Annotated in this window: 11 protein-coding genes and 1 tRNA gene; 10 read left to right on the top strand and 2 right to left on the bottom strand. The window is 56.0% G+C overall.

Translation table 11 applies throughout. The features are described from left to right. Positions 1–144: 144 nt before the first annotated feature. The 3 genes from VQ830_RS10050 (at position 145) to VQ830_RS10040 (ending at position 4,039) form a co-directional block, all read left to right on the top strand. The gene (locus VQ830_RS10050; RefSeq protein ID WP_337267965.1) at positions 145–2,082 is read left to right on the top strand and encodes a methyl-accepting chemotaxis protein; all 1,938 of its coding nucleotides are present in this window, start codon (positions 145–147) and stop codon (positions 2,080–2,082) included. Between the two features lie 268 nt (positions 2,083–2,350). Then, complete coding sequence (locus tag VQ830_RS10045; protein ID WP_438617617.1) at positions 2,351–3,841, top strand: ATP-binding protein; 1,491 nt, start codon at positions 2,351–2,353, stop codon at positions 3,839–3,841. Between the two features lie 121 nt (positions 3,842–3,962). Then, positions 3,963–4,039 (top strand) — tRNA-Arg (locus VQ830_RS10040). A gap of 64 nt (positions 4,040–4,103) precedes the next feature. Here VQ830_RS10040 and VQ830_RS10035 read toward each other — a convergent pair. Together VQ830_RS10035 and VQ830_RS10030 are read right to left on the bottom strand one after the other, a co-directional pair. Further along, positions 4,104–4,598, bottom strand: a complete 495-nt coding sequence (locus VQ830_RS10035; RefSeq protein ID WP_337267964.1) for a hypothetical protein — start codon at positions 4,596–4,598, stop codon at positions 4,104–4,106. Between the two features lie 139 nt (positions 4,599–4,737). Next, on the bottom strand, positions 4,738–6,279 hold the full coding sequence (locus VQ830_RS10030; protein ID WP_337268162.1) for an acid phosphatase: 1,542 nt from the start codon (positions 6,277–6,279) through the stop codon (positions 4,738–4,740). Positions 6,280–6,494: 215 nt separating this feature from the next. Here VQ830_RS10030 and VQ830_RS10025 point away from each other — a divergent pair, with 215 nt between their 5' ends. The 7 genes from VQ830_RS10025 (at position 6,495) to VQ830_RS09995 (ending at position 13,866) form a co-directional block, all read left to right on the top strand. Next, complete coding sequence (locus VQ830_RS10025; RefSeq protein WP_337267963.1) at positions 6,495–7,784, top strand: cytochrome-c peroxidase; 1,290 nt, start codon at positions 6,495–6,497, stop codon at positions 7,782–7,784. A gap of 213 nt (positions 7,785–7,997) precedes the next feature. After that, entirely contained in the window at positions 7,998–8,132 is a 135-nt protein-coding gene (locus VQ830_RS10020; RefSeq protein WP_337267962.1) for a hypothetical protein, read from the top strand. A gap of 126 nt (positions 8,133–8,258) precedes the next feature. Then, on the top strand, positions 8,259–8,579 hold the full coding sequence (locus VQ830_RS10015) for a hypothetical protein (protein ID WP_337267961.1): 321 nt from the start codon (positions 8,259–8,261) through the stop codon (positions 8,577–8,579). Positions 8,580–8,808: 229 nt separating this feature from the next. Continuing rightward, positions 8,809–9,690, top strand: a complete 882-nt coding sequence (locus VQ830_RS10010) for an aldo/keto reductase (RefSeq protein WP_337267960.1) — start codon at positions 8,809–8,811, stop codon at positions 9,688–9,690. 442 nt (positions 9,691–10,132) lie between these two features. Next, the gene (locus VQ830_RS10005) at positions 10,133–11,383 is read left to right on the top strand and encodes an alpha/beta hydrolase (RefSeq protein WP_438617696.1); all 1,251 of its coding nucleotides are present in this window, start codon (positions 10,133–10,135) and stop codon (positions 11,381–11,383) included. 150 nt (positions 11,384–11,533) lie between these two features. Beyond that, positions 11,534–12,781 (top strand): NAD(P)/FAD-dependent oxidoreductase, encoded by a 1,248-nt coding sequence (locus tag VQ830_RS10000; RefSeq protein ID WP_337267958.1) that lies wholly within the window; start codon positions 11,534–11,536, stop codon positions 12,779–12,781. A gap of 47 nt (positions 12,782–12,828) precedes the next feature. Further along, the gene (locus VQ830_RS09995) at positions 12,829–13,866 is read left to right on the top strand and encodes a proline racemase family protein (protein WP_337267957.1); all 1,038 of its coding nucleotides are present in this window, start codon (positions 12,829–12,831) and stop codon (positions 13,864–13,866) included. Positions 13,867–13,883: the final 17 nt, after the last annotated feature.

The raw sequence follows: 13,883 nt of genomic DNA, 5'->3' as shown, positions 1-13,883 counted from the left end.
AAAGCCATAAAGTCAATTATTGCTTACAGCGCTGGAACGTCGGCGCTTGTCCGCGGCCAGGCGGATGTTTCAATATGATCTTAAGTTTTATTAGCGACCATGGAAGGATCGTAGTGCATTTGGGTGCGCGTTGGGAGGAATAAATTGAGAATTCGCGGAAAAATAAACATGTTGGTAGCCGCGTTGACTGCGGTTGTGCTGGCAACAGGCGCGACTGCTCTTTACGCGCTGCGCCAATATGATGAAAAACTCACTGATTATCAGCGTGCGTCGGAGCGAGTGTACTACGGCGAGCACATGAACCGTTTGGTGACGGCGGTGGTCATGGATGCGCGTGGCATTTACGCATCGGCGACGAGTGCCGACGCGACACAGTTTGCGAAAGGTCTGAAAACATCTCTCGGCAGCATCGATGAGACGATCGGTGCCTGGACCAAGATCGTGCCTGACGACCAAATGCCTGAATTTCGGAAGATGACGACGCGCGCGCAAGAATTTAAGGCGTTCCGTCTTGAAACGGCGAGGCTCGCCACGGAGGTGAATCCTGCCGCTGCGGCCGTTCAAGGAAACAATGAAGCAAACCGCGCCAATAGGAAGGCGTTCCAGGGCGAGATCGACACGATTGTGAAAGCTGATAAGGATCAGCTTGCCGTTATTGTCGACGACATGGGCGACTTCCGCGATGGCATTTTCTGGATCGTCCTGTCCGTCTGTGCCCTCGGTACCTTCGGTGGCCTGGGCTTCGGTCTTTATATAGCGTCTCGCCAGTTGAGCAGACCGATCAATCATATGATCGATGCGATCAAGGCTGTGGCAGCTGGAAGGTTTGATGTCGAACTGCCCGAGGCGAGCAGCGTCGATGAGATTGCCGAAATGTCTGCCGCCGTGCGCGTGTTCAAATCCAACGGTTCGGAAAACCAGCGTCTGCATGCCGCCGAAACGGTCTTGCATGCAAAAAGCACCCGCCTGCAGGCGAGCCTTGAAAGCGTCGTCGCGGCCGCCGTTGCCGGAAATTTCGATAAACGCATTGAAGAACGCTACGGCGAAGAAAACCTTGACCGCGTTGCCGCTAACGTCAATTCACTTCTTGAGAGCGTCGATAGTGGATTAAAAGAAGTTCGTCGTGTGATGGCCCGCGTTTCCGACGGTGACCTTAGCGACAAGATGGCGGGTACCTTCCAAGGAGCTTTTGCAGAGCTTCAGTCGAATGTCGGCAATGCTCTGCGCACGCTGAGCATGGTTGTCAGCGAAGTGCAACAAACGACGGGCACCATCACGCTCGGTGCCGACGAGTTGCGTATGGCCAGCGACGACCTCGCGCGTCGTACCGAGCAGCAGGCGGCGGCACTGGAGGAAACGGCTGCGGCTCTGGAAGAGATCACGACGGGCGTTCGCGGCTCTACGGATCGTGCGCAGGAGGCAAGCAAGATGGTGGCTGCCGCCAAGCAGGACACAACACGTTCGCGCGTCGTCGTGCATGATGCCATCGAAGCAATGGAGCGTATTGAAAATGCATCGCGTGAGATCAGCAAGATCATCAACGTAATTGACGAAATTGCATTTCAGACCAATCTTCTTGCGCTCAATGCGGGTGTGGAAGCGGCGCGTGCGGGCGAGGCCGGAAAGGGCTTTGCCGTCGTCGCCCAGGAGGTGCGCGAGCTGGCTCAGCGTTCGGCAACTGCTGCAAAAGACATCAAAACGCTGATCGTCAAATCGGGAGATGAGGTGCAGGCTGGCGTGCGTCTGGTTCAACAGACCGGAGAGGTGCTGACCGAAATCGGTGGTCGCGTCAACGCCATCAACGACGACATTCAGTCAATCGCAACCGCAACCCGCGAGCAGGTGACAGGACTGAAGGAAGTTGGCGATGCAGCCAACCAAATGGATCAAGTCACGCAGCAGAATGCCGCCATGGTCGAGCAGACCTCAGCTGCGATCCATAAACTCTCTGCTGATGCGCAGCGTCTGAGCGGCCTCGTCCAGCGCTTCCGGATTGCTGAAGAAGTGGGGGGTGCTCACCACGCCGCTTCAAATCATCGGAAAATGGGATCATCTGTGCGCGCATATGACAAGGTCGCCTGACGTATAAGCATATGCTGGGTTAAAGACAGCTGCGCGCCAGGCAGGGCGCGCAGAAGAAATGACGGAAGACGCAACTTTGTTGATTGGCTTCCTCTTAAACAATGTCCCGATGTCGTGCGCCGCTCCGGGTGGGAACTGCGAGCCTCGGAAGGACTGCGATCCAAACGATGCGCGGACGCGTAAAGTCGTTTGAAACTCGCAAAGCAAACGTTATAATCCTGTCTCACACCGACAAGTTTTGCTTCGGCTCAATGAGAGATGCCGCGCTGTGCATATACAAAGCGAAGAAGCCGAGAGCACTGCAGCTCAGGGATGCCGCCCCAGTCGTTTTGCAGGCCTGTCCGGGAAGCTGCTTTGGCTGACGGTCATCTGCATCATGCTTGCCGAAGTTCTGTTCTTCTTCCCTTCCGTCGCCAATATGCGGTTGCGGTGGTTGAACGACAAGCTGAACGCCGCTGCCGCTGCTGCCATCGTCATCGATGGGCTCCAGCCGGTGGAACTGCCTCGTTATCTCCAGAAGGAAACCTTGGAGGCGACCGGTACGAAGGCCATCGTGCTGCGCAAAGATGGCACGGCACGCCTGCTTGCCATGAGCGGAGAAATGCCGAATTCGGTCGATCAGCAATATGACCTGAGCGACGTTCCGCTGATGACCGCCATCGGCGATGCGCTGGACACACTGGTCTTCGGCGGCCATCGGATTATCCGGGTTTACGGCCCTGTCCAGGACAGTGCGACGACCGTCGAGATCCTGATGAAGGACGAAAGACTGCGCAGGTCCATGCTGATCTACTCGCGCAACGTCTTTCTCATCTCCGTCATGATCTGCCTGTTTACGGGTATCTTGATCTTCTTTGCTTTGAACAGCATCCTGATCAGGCCCATCCGCCGCTTGACGCGCAGCATCCAGTCCTTCTCTGGAGATCCGGAGGATCCGAGGCACATCTTCGTGCCGGATGAGGGTCATGACGAGCTGTCCGTGGCAGGGCGCCATCTCGCGGCGATGCAGGGGCAATTACAAAAGACACTGAAGCAGCAAAAGAATCTTGCGGCCCTTGGCCTTGCCGTCTCCAAGATCAATCATGACATGCGCAATATCCTGGCCTCGGCACAGTTGATGTCCGACCGCTTGGTTGGCGTCGACGATCCCGTTGTGAAGAATTTCGCGCCGAAGCTGCTGCGCACGATCGATCGCGCAGTCGGCTATACGACGGAGGTTCTGTCTTACGGCAAGGCGAACGAATCCGAGCCGCGCCGAAAGCGCCTGAAGCTGCATGACCTGGTGCACGAGGTGCGGGATATGCTGGCTATTGAGCCGCAGAGCGGGATCGAGTTCGTCATGGATATTGCGCCGGACCTTGAGCTTGATGCCGATTCTGAGCAGCTTTTTCGCGTCATCCACAATTTGTGCCGAAATGCGGTTCAGGCGCTCACCGCCCCAGGCCGGACGCCACCTGAGGAAAACCGCATCACAGTGGCAGCGCATCGTACCGGAAGTGTCGTGAGCATCATCGTCGATGACACAGGGCCGGGAATGCCAGCCAAGGCACGTCAAAACCTCTTCGAGGCATTTCGAGGCGCAGCGCGTTCGGGTGGAACCGGTTTGGGACTTGCTATTGCACGTGAGCTGATCCTGGCCCATGGCGGCACGATTGCTCTGGTTGAAAAGCCCTCCGCCGGCACGCGTTTTCGCATTGAAATCCCCGATCGGCCGGTATCCCTCGACGATTATCGCATTCGTTCTGTTCGGGAAAATTGAGAACTACCCATCGAAGGCCTCTTAGGAAAAAGAAACCGCTTTTTTCCAAATTGGCACTTGCATTCGCCCAAAGGACGCTTTAGAGAACCGCCCACGCAAGCAAGACGACTTGGTTGCAGACGCACCCGTAGCTCAGCTGGATAGAGCACCAGACTACGAATCTGGGGGTCAGGAGTTCGAATCTCTTCGGGTGCGCCATTCTCTCATGTGACTCTTATCAAAGTGACTGGCTTCGAGGGGGCAACCCTCTCTGTCCGCCTGCTTACTTCCGCTCAGCACAAGCCCAAAGCGCATCGGCCGCGGCTGAAGATTTTCTCAGCTTTGCTATAATCCGCTCATCTCCCAATCGAAATTCCACGGTTGAGCTTTTGCGGAAGAGTGATTCTGGTCCTTCTTCTTCCGCGCCGTCGTGAAGCGTCAGGACCTTCGGGTTTGTAACTTCTATTGAGCTAAGGGGATAGCGCGAGCCGTTGAACAGAAGCGCACCATCTATCTTATCGTTCTTTTTGAAATTCCAAGTTTCGTTGCGAAGGCTAATCGTGAAAGCTTCGTTGCGGTTTGCATAAACCATCAGAAGCGCCTTGGCACTGACCTTCATCGACATTGAGCACCCATGATCCTCGTCATTTTCGACCGGCGATCCGGTCCACGGCCCTATCTCGAAGGCCGTGGATGCCCGAAGGCCTTGAGCAGCAATCGGATTGACGCCGAGCCACACGACCAAAAGCAGCATCAGTTGTGTGCGCAAGAAGAACATGTCCAATCCTCCTCGTGAAATATCTTCTATCAAGGCGTCTTAAGCTTTCGCCCAGATAGCGACAATAATTGTGCCGGATAGAAAAGCAACGCTCCGGCGTAGAAGGAGGCGGGCAAAGGCGCGCCTCCTTTTTTGGTCACTACTTCGATAGATCGAGTGCGGCAGTCAGGTCGCCCATGGGTGGCTCGTGATTTTCGGCAAGAGCCTTATCGCGCAGTGCGACGCCCGGAAGTACCGGAAGATCATAACGTGCCGTGATGAAGCGAATGATCGACGTCGTGTCATATTGGGTGTGGTCGACCGTTCCCGCCTTTGCGTAAGGTGAAACGATGATCGCGGGAATGCGGTTGCCTGGACCCCAGCGATCTGCTTTTGGCGGCGCGACATGGTCCCAGTAGCCGCCATTTTCGTCATAGGTGACGACGACGAGCATATGCGGCCATTGCGGGCTCTTTTCGAGATGTGAGATCAGATCTGCCAGATGTTCGTCGCCGCTCTTCACGTCGGCATAGCCGGAATGCTCGTTGAGGTTCCCCTGCGGCTTGTAGAAGGTCACGGGGGGAAGTTTCCCGGCATCGATATCCTTGATGAAGGAGACGCCATCAAGGCCGCCATCCTTCAGATGTTCCGCGCGGGCGGGCGTTCCAGGGGCGTAAGCTGCGAAGTAATTGAAGGGCTGGTGGTGAAACTGGAAGTTCGGCGCAGATTTGGCGTTTTTCCCATCGAGGGTCGCTTGCCATGCGCCGCTATACCAAGCCCACTCGATGCCCTTGGCACTGAGAAGGTCTCCGATGGTGGCCTCCGTCTGCGGGGGTAGTGTGGTTGCTTTGGCCGGATCCGCGAACGCTTTGTCACCGCCCTCAGCCGGCGCATTGGCGCTTGGCTGGTAGGGAGGCTGCATGGTGTTGACGGCATAGAAGTCCGGCGTCAGGTTGCCGTCCTGGACGAACTTGGGCACGCCGCCCAAGGCCGATGGTGGCGAGTTTGTCGCAACCTTGAGTGTTTTTCCATCCGCTTCGACAGCGGCGATCGAATCCTTTGCCGGGCTTTTGTCCGCATTTGGATAGAAAGGCGCGCAAGCGCAGATCAATTCGAAGTGATTGAAGAACGATCCACCAAAGCCGGCTTGGAAGAAGTGATCGGCCAGAACATATTTCTGTGCTACCTTCCACATCGGAAGATTGGCGCCGTCGTAATGACCCATGACGAGGCCTCCGGAATCGGCCCAGGCCGCGAACTTGTCGTTCTTTCCGTCGTCGATCTGCATCTGCTCTTGATAGAAGCGATGCCAAAGGTCACGCGTTGTCACGGAAAGAGGCTGGGCAAAACCCTTGGGGTCATCGATGCCGAACGCCACGTTGCTCAGGTGCGCACTCTGCGCCTCTGTGACGGCGGGCGTCACGCCCTTAGCAGTGAGACCCTCCCAGACGGGAGGCAGTTCGCTTAGCGGCTTTCCATCGCGATCAAGCTGCTTGCTTGCATCCGCGGAAAGATTGTCGAGGCCGTCCGCCCCGGGGAAATGTCCGTAGAGATTGTCGAAGCTGCGGTTTTCGGCATAGATCACGACGACAGTATCGATCTTGTCGTAGCCGGCCGGGGCCGCCTGCGCATAAGTGACGGGCAGTGACAGGCAAGCCGTACCGGCGATCAGACAGTGAGAAATGCGTTGAAGTATTGTCATGAACGACCTCGTAAAGTGGGGCAATGAGCGGTCGTCGTCGTGAGGCATGCGCGCCGGCGCCGCATAGGGCACAGGCATAGTCGCGATGCCTGTCAGCTTTGTGACAAAGAAATAACCAAAAAGGGCTGTCATCAATTTGTCGCTCCGCTTGCCGAAGATCATGACCGAATGCCGGTTTTCTGGCTAGATCATTCGAGCAGGAACGATTTGATAAAATGCCATTTCCGAAAGTCGCCATGTCGATGTCAGCAAGAGCCTTTCTCATTGCGGGCATTTTGCCCGCTTTCGTTGCCATTCTTGTCTTTTCCTATGTGCCTATCGGGCATGCAGGCCAGGGTGAAGGTATCAACCCTGGGCCGATGTCGCGTCAGGACGCTTTCAAACGTGCCGCTGCACTGGCAGAACTCGGTCGCAAGATGTTCTTCGATCCGGCCCTCTCCGCATCAGGACAGCAATCCTGCGCATCCTGCCACGATCCAGCTCATGCATTTGGATCGCCCGATGCAGGCCCTATCGAATTTGGTGGCCCTGACCTGCATCTGCCGGGCAACCGCGCCATACCCTCTCTTCGCTATCTCCAGGCCGTCCCGCAATTCACGGAGCACTACTTCGAGTCGGAAGATGAAGCCGATGAGAGTGTCGATAACGGCCCCACTGGCGGCCTGACCTGGGATGGCAGGGCGGATAGCCGCACGGCGCAAGCCGCTATTCCACTCCTGTCGCCATTCGAAATGGCGAACAAGAACAAAGCGGCGGTGGCAGAGACGCTCTCGAAATCCTCGTATGCCGATGAGATGGCCGCGCTCTTTGGGGACGGCATCTTTAAAAGACCCGATGACGCCTTTTCTGCAGCTCTTCAGGCTTTCGATGCTTTTCAGGAAAGTCCCAAAGACTTTTATCCCTATTCCAGCCGTTATGATCAGTGGCTGGCGGGAAAGCCGATCCTGACGCAGCAGGAGCTGCATGGGCTTCAACTCTTTCAGGATGAAAACAAGGGAAATTGTTCGAGCTGCCATGTCAGCGAAATTGCCAATGACGGTAGCCCCCCGCAATTCTCGGATTTTGGGTACCTTTCGCTCGCGGTCCCGCGCAATCCAGCCATTCCAGCCAATGCCGATACGGCTTATTATGATCTTGGTCTGTGCGGTCCGTACCGAACGGACTTCAAGGACCGGCCGGAATATTGCGGGCTCTTCCGCACGCCGAGCTTAAGAAATGTCGCCTTGAAAAAGAGCTTCTTCCACAATGGCGTTTTTCATTCGCTGCGTGATGCCGTGGCATTTTATGCGACGCGCGATACCGATCCGGGCCGCTGGTATGGCAAAAACGCCGACGGAAGCGCGCGCTCTTACAACGATCTTCCCGAACAATATTGGAAAAATATCAATCAGGATCCTCCTTTCGGCCGCAAACCTCAGGGACAACCGGCTCTCACTGATTCTGAAATTGACGATGTTGTCGCTTTCTTGAAGACGTTGACCGACGCCGACTTGGAAAGACACTAGTGCGGTTTTGTCAGGGAAATCGCTGCTTCGCCACGCGGCGGTTGCGTTTTGCAGTCCTCGGAAGCGCCTTTGCCCGCAGAAGTGTTGTAAAAATATCGTTAAAATGGCCTCTCACAAGTTATTGTTCATCTCCCGTTCAGAAAACTGTTCAGGAAGGGTCGCTTTCTCGGCGCGTTCAGCCTATGTTCAGAATACAGAAACTGGAGAGATTCGATGATTTCAAAGACTGTGGCTGTATCCACGTTATTCGCAATGTATATCTTTACGATGTTTTTCATTGCCGCTATTCCGCAAGAAACAATGCAAACCGCAGGGAACGAAACCGTCGAGACCTCGATGGTCAAGTAACAAGATGGTGTACAGCCATGAGGTATCATGGCTGAGTGATGCGATAGCTTGGCGCAATATTCGCGCTTTAGAACGTCCGCGCGTCGGTTGGGAAGATGTTTAACGTCCCGACGCCGGAGATTTAGAATGAGAATCGGGTTCAGCCGTCTTTTGGCTGTCGTGGTTGTGTCCACCTCTATGGCCGGCTGTATTGACCGAGCCAATACGCCGATCCTTGTGCCGGTTGGAACCCCTGTCAATCCTCCTTTGGTCGCGCATAGCCTTTGCATTGCCGAAGGCAATTCGATGTTCGATGAGGCCAAGAGCCAATATAAGCTGCGTGCGCAAATGACTGGCTACGTAAGCCAAGATCCCTTGCAGGCCGATGCAACAGCGCAGGCCGCTGCCCGCCGTCAATATACCGCTTGTTTGTCCTCGGAAGGTTATCGCGCCTATTATTCGCAATAGCGCGCTCTCGTATTCACCTTCAATGTTGCCCTAATCGCGATAGAAGATCACACCTTCAGGGCGTGGATCGAAGGACTGCATTGCATTCTTTCTCGGGATGCTGGTTGCGTTGAGGTAGTCAATATACGTCTTGCCCTTCTGGAAGAATGCACCATGTGAAGACCTCGAATTCGCCAAGCGGCGATCGCGAAGTCCTTCAGCAGCTTCGATCGAAGCGGAAAGGGTGCTTATGTCCGAAGATTACGCAGGCAAAACAGGCACGTTTCACATCGGTGGTGATCTTAAGATCAATCGTCTCGGCTTCGGTGCTATGCGCGTCACCGGGCCGGGGATCTGGGGGCCGCCGGCAGATCATGACGAGTCCATCCGTACCTTGAAGAAACTACGGGACTTTGGTGTCAACTTCGTCGATACAGCCGATTCCTACGGCCCTGATATCTCCGAATGGCTGATTAAAGAAGCGCTTCATCCATATAATGGGATCGTCATCGCGACCAAGGGCGGCTTGACCCGCCATGGGCCTGAGAAATGGCTGCCCGTCGGTCGTCCAGAATATCTTATCCAGCAGGCGCACAAGAGCCTTCGCAATCTTGGAGTTGAGCAAATCGACCTTTGGCAGTTACACCGCATCGACCCGAAGGTTCCCGCGGACGAACAATTCGATGCCATCAAGTCCTTGATCGATGACAAGATCATCAGGCATGCTGGCCTCAGTGAGGTCTCAGTAGCCGAAATCGAAGCGGCGTCCCGCTACTTCAAGGTTGCGACCGTTCAAAATCGCTACAATTTGGTGGACCGCACCAGTGAAGAGGTTTTGGATTACTGCCAAGCAAAGGGAATTGGTTTCATTCCTTGGTTCCCGCTCGCAGCGGGCGAACTCGCCAAGCCCGGTACGCTCTTGAGCCGAATTGCTGACGAACATCATGCTGCCCCGGCGCAGATTGCGCTTGCATGGATCTTAAAGCGCAGCCCCGTTATGCTCCCTATCCCAGGAACATCCAAAGCCTCGCATCTGGAAGAGAACATGAAAGCAGCGGAGATCTCGCTGACAGACGAACAATTCCAAGCGCTAGATAAAGAAGGAAGGGACGCGTTCCAAAAAGCGAAATGAGGACATTCAGCCGTCCGTCCACGGCCGAAGTCTAAAATCTGCCTATTTAAAAGGCTGCAAAAACGGAAAGCGCCGAGAGTTATGTCGGATATGCATTGCTGCCTTGCGGTATTGCGTCTGGAACCCTCGTGCTGCAGCCTGTACATATTACGCCTGTAAGCAGCGTTATCCTCCTCCCAACGCGCTCACATGGACTGGCAACACTCCTCCTCCCAGTTGTCAGTCAGAATCAGAGCCCGATGCACCTCCTCCCGCATCGGGCTCTTTTCTTTTTTGCTCAGCTGAAAACTGGATTGATACGCCTGCTGCGGATGAAGGAAGTCCTTGCGATAGAGCAGCCGTCAACGCATCATCCTGTTTGAAAAATGCCCGGTTCGCTTTATGTAGCGCGCCGAGCATGGGGCAGAGCGGATCGAGGCATCACATGACGGCCAAACTGCGAATGGGATGCCGAGTGGCCGCCGTGGCTCTCTGCGCACTCCTTCTCGGCGCCTGCGGGCATCTGATTGGCGTCATGAAGCCGACGGGTGAAGCCGCCAAAGGCACATCACTCGTCGATCTGCTTGTGGCAACAACGCGAGCGCCCGACTCAGATCCGGCGATTTTATTTTCAGGCGAACGCGGCACGGGCCTGATGGTTAATGCGGTTACGGTTTCACTGCCACCAGACGCAAACAGGAAGATCGGCGAAGTGCAGTGGCCTCGGCGTTTGCCAGCCAATCCGCAGAAGGACTTCGTCACAGTCTCCGTCGATCCGCTGAGCGGCGAGAAAGCCGGCGAACAATGGCTAAAGCGCAAGGTACCGAAGAACCGCCGCGTATTAATTTTCGTTCACGGGTTCAACAATCTCTACGAGGATGCCGTCTATCGCTTTGCGCAAATCGTGCATGATTCTCATGCCGACGTTGCGCCTGTGGTTTTCACCTGGCCGTCGCGCGGCAGCATCTTCGATTATAATTACGACAAGGAAAGCACCAATTATTCCCGTGACGCTCTTGAGGAGCTGCTGACCCGCACAGCGGACAATCCTGCTGTGGGAGAGATTACGGTTATGGCGCATTCCATGGGAACATGGCTGACAGTGGAGGCGCTGCGACAAATGGCGATCCGTCATGGACGCGTTGCGCCTAAAATCTCCAACGTGATCTTGGCTTCCCCTGATATCGATGTTGATGTGTTTGGGCGCCAATTTGCAAGCCTCGGCAAGGACAAGCCGCATTTCACGCTTTTTGTGTCGAGGGATGATAGGGCATTGGCCTTGTCACGTCGGATTTCCGGAAGTGTCGATCGCCTCGGGCAAATTGATCCGTCCGTCGAACCCTATCGCAGCAAGCTCGAAAGCGCGGGAATCACGGTACTCGATCTGACGAAGCTCAAAACCGGGGACAGGCTGAACCACGGCAAGTTTGCGGAAAGTCCTGAAGTTGTTCGTCTGATCGGTGATCGTCTTATTGCAGGGCAAGCCGTTAGCGAGGACAATGTCGGCCTGGGTGAAGCCGTGGGCGCTGTGGCGCTCGGCGCGGCACAAACCGTCGGCAGTGCGACGAGCCTTGCCGTCAGCACCCCGATTGCAATCTTCGATCCACGAACACGTCGCAACTACAATGAACAGATCGGCCGCCTAGGGCGTTCGGTTGAAAATACAGCCGGATCGGTGGGAGACACGGTCGATGCGGGACTGCCCGACCGCTGAGCGGAGTCGCTTCGTGAATGCGGGGAACGACATGCGCGAAGCCTACTCGCTTCCTACCGGGAAGTTCCGCACAAAAATTCCGCTGGTTCTTGTTTCTCATGTGATATATCAGAACTGGCGGTATCAGAATCGCTACATGGGCAACGAAGAATGACTGATGGTGCAGGATCGACCGTAGCGGTTATCGGTTCGGGAATTGTTGGCGCGGCATGCGCGCTTGAACTTCAAAAACGTGGTCGACAGGTAACGCTTATCGACCGCTCTTCACCAGGAAGAGGCACCTCTTTTGGCAATATGGCGAGCATTGCGCTCGATTTTGCTGCAGGCTCCGGACCCTCGACCTGGCGCAAACTGCCACGCTGGCTGATGGATCCGGAGGGACCGGTTTGGTTGCGTCCGGCCTATGCACCGAAAACCTTGCCCTGGTTCCTACGTTTCCTTGCGGCCGGCCGTCCAAGTCAGCTGCGAGCTATCGAAGATGCGGGAATGGCGCTCACCAGACCGGCGCTAGAGGATTTGCGCCGCATGCTCGCCTTTGCCAACGCCTCCGATCTGATGACGGAGGAGGGTTGTCTCGCGATTTATGAAAAGGATGAGGAGTTCACAGCAGACCGCGCTCATATCGAGTTGATGCGCCGGTATGGCTTTGATTTTCAGGTTCTGAAGAAAGACGAGATCCGTGACCTCGAGCCCGCGCTATCGGCCCATGTCGCCGGTGCGGTGCTGCTGCCGGATAACAAGTCCATTCGTGATCCCTACAAGCTGGTGGTTACCTTGGTGGAGGCTGGCCAGGCAGCGGGTGCGCGGTTCTTATCGGGCGAGGTGGTAACCGTCGGAAAATCCACGGAAGGCTGTACGATCATCCTGAAAGACGGTGAACGCCTGCAATTCGATGATGTTGTGGTCGCCGCGGGTGTTCATAGCGGCGCGATTGCGCGCGCAGTCGGCGAGCCAATTCCTCTTGAGACGGAGCGCGGCTATCACACGCAGATCATGAAGCCGGGCATATCGATGCGATATTCGATCATCTGGCCGGCTCGCGCCTTCATGGTAACGCCAACAGCGGGTGGCATTCGTGTCGGCGGAAATGTGGAGCTTGCCGGCCTTCAGGCTGCTCCCGATTTTCGGCGGGCGCGTGTCCTCGTTCGTCATGCCCAACGCGTACTTCCTGGTCTGAAGGTTGAAGACACCAGTGAATGGTTGGGGCATCGGCCGGCGCTTCCCGATACGATCCCGATCATTTCACCGTCATCGCGCGTTCCAAACCTCTGGTATGCGACGGGTCACGGACATCTAGGCTTGACCTTGTCGGCAACCACGGCAAGGCTCGTTGCTGATATGATCCTGCAAGAAAAGCCGTCGCTTTCCCTCGCGCCCTATCGTATCGACCGCTACTGACGACCTGCGGCCTATGTGCTGCCAATGCTGATGTGAGGTAAACTGGAATGAGATGGAAGCGCACGATCCAGCTTCTCGACGTTCATTGTGAAGGCGAAATCGGCCGAGTCGCTCTAGGCGGCGTACCGAAGATTCCAGGCGAGAGCATTGCCGAACAACTGCATTGGCTGAATACGGACCCGAAGGGGCACGAGTTGCGGCGGTTTGTCTGCCTTGAGCCCCGTGGCGCGCCGATCGGTTCGGTCAATCTTCTTGTGCCGCCGCGCCATCCGGAGGCGGATGCGGCTTTCATCATTCTTCAGCCTGACCAGGCGCATGCCAGTTCGGGGTCCAATTCCATCTGCGTCACCACCGCTTTGTTAGAGTCCGGCATCGTCGAGATGAAGGAACCGGAAACGATCGTAACGCTGGAAACGGCAGCAGGTCTTGTCCGGGCGCGTGCTACCTGCCGTGACGGTCGTTGTGAGAAAGTCCAGTTGACCATGGTGCCGTCCTTCGTTCATGCGCTTGATGTCACTGTCGAAACGCCGCGCTGGGGCACGATCAAAGCCGATATTTCCTACGGCGGCATCTTCTATGCGCTCGTCGATGTGGCGCAGATCGGATTGACGATCGACCGCGCCAATGCCGCTGCATTGGTCGAAGCCGGCATGGTGTTGAAGACGATCATCAATAAAAGCATGACCGTTGTTCATCCTGAAATACCGGCGATCAGCGGCATCGCCTATGTGATGTTCAGAAGCGTGGAAGCCGACGGGACGATCCGAACTTGTACGACTATGTGGCCCGGCCGCGCGGATAGGTCTCCCTGCGGAACGGGTAATTCTGCCAATCTTGCCGCGCGCCACGCACGCGGACAGGCAAAGGTCGGCGACATTTTCCTGTCGCGCTCAATCATCGGCTCTCAATTTGAGGTGGGACTGGCCGAGTTGACCGAAGTCGCCGGGCGACCTGCCATTGTGCCGACCATTACTGGCCGCGGCTTTACCTTCGGTATGAGCCAATTGGCGCTGGATCCTTTCGACCCGCTGGCCGAAGGCTTTGCACTGACGGATGTCTGGGGACCCTCGGCCGGCGAAATTTAAGGCCGCTCACATGACGT

The sequence above is a fragment of the Oryzifoliimicrobium ureilyticum genome, assembly GCF_037199735.1.
GTDB lineage: Bacteria > Pseudomonadota > Alphaproteobacteria > Rhizobiales > Rhizobiaceae > Rhizobium > Rhizobium ureilyticus.
The sequence above is the reverse complement of the archived record's forward strand: the minus strand, read 5'-3'. Positions and strand labels throughout refer to the sequence as shown.

Coding starts and splice junctions, on each gene's coding strand:
- VQ830_RS10035 (WP_337267964.1), bottom strand. CDS start 4,598: ATGTTCTTCTTGCGCACACAACTGATGCTGCTTTTGGTCGTGTGGCTC.
- VQ830_RS10030 (WP_337268162.1), bottom strand. CDS start 6,279: ATGACAATACTTCAACGCATTTCTCACTGTCTGATCGCCGGTACGGCT.
- VQ830_RS10025 (WP_337267963.1), top strand. CDS start 6,495: ATGCCATTTCCGAAAGTCGCCATGTCGATGTCAGCAAGAGCCTTTCTC.
- VQ830_RS10020 (WP_337267962.1), top strand. CDS start 7,998: ATGATTTCAAAGACTGTGGCTGTATCCACGTTATTCGCAATGTATATC.
- VQ830_RS10015 (WP_337267961.1), top strand. CDS start 8,259: ATGAGAATCGGGTTCAGCCGTCTTTTGGCTGTCGTGGTTGTGTCCACC.
- VQ830_RS10010 (WP_337267960.1), top strand. CDS start 8,809: ATGTCCGAAGATTACGCAGGCAAAACAGGCACGTTTCACATCGGTGGT.
- VQ830_RS10005 (WP_438617696.1), top strand. CDS start 10,133: ATGGGATGCCGAGTGGCCGCCGTGGCTCTCTGCGCACTCCTTCTCGGC.
- VQ830_RS10000 (WP_337267958.1), top strand. CDS start 11,534: ATGACTGATGGTGCAGGATCGACCGTAGCGGTTATCGGTTCGGGAATT.
- VQ830_RS09995 (WP_337267957.1), top strand. CDS start 12,829: ATGAGATGGAAGCGCACGATCCAGCTTCTCGACGTTCATTGTGAAGGC.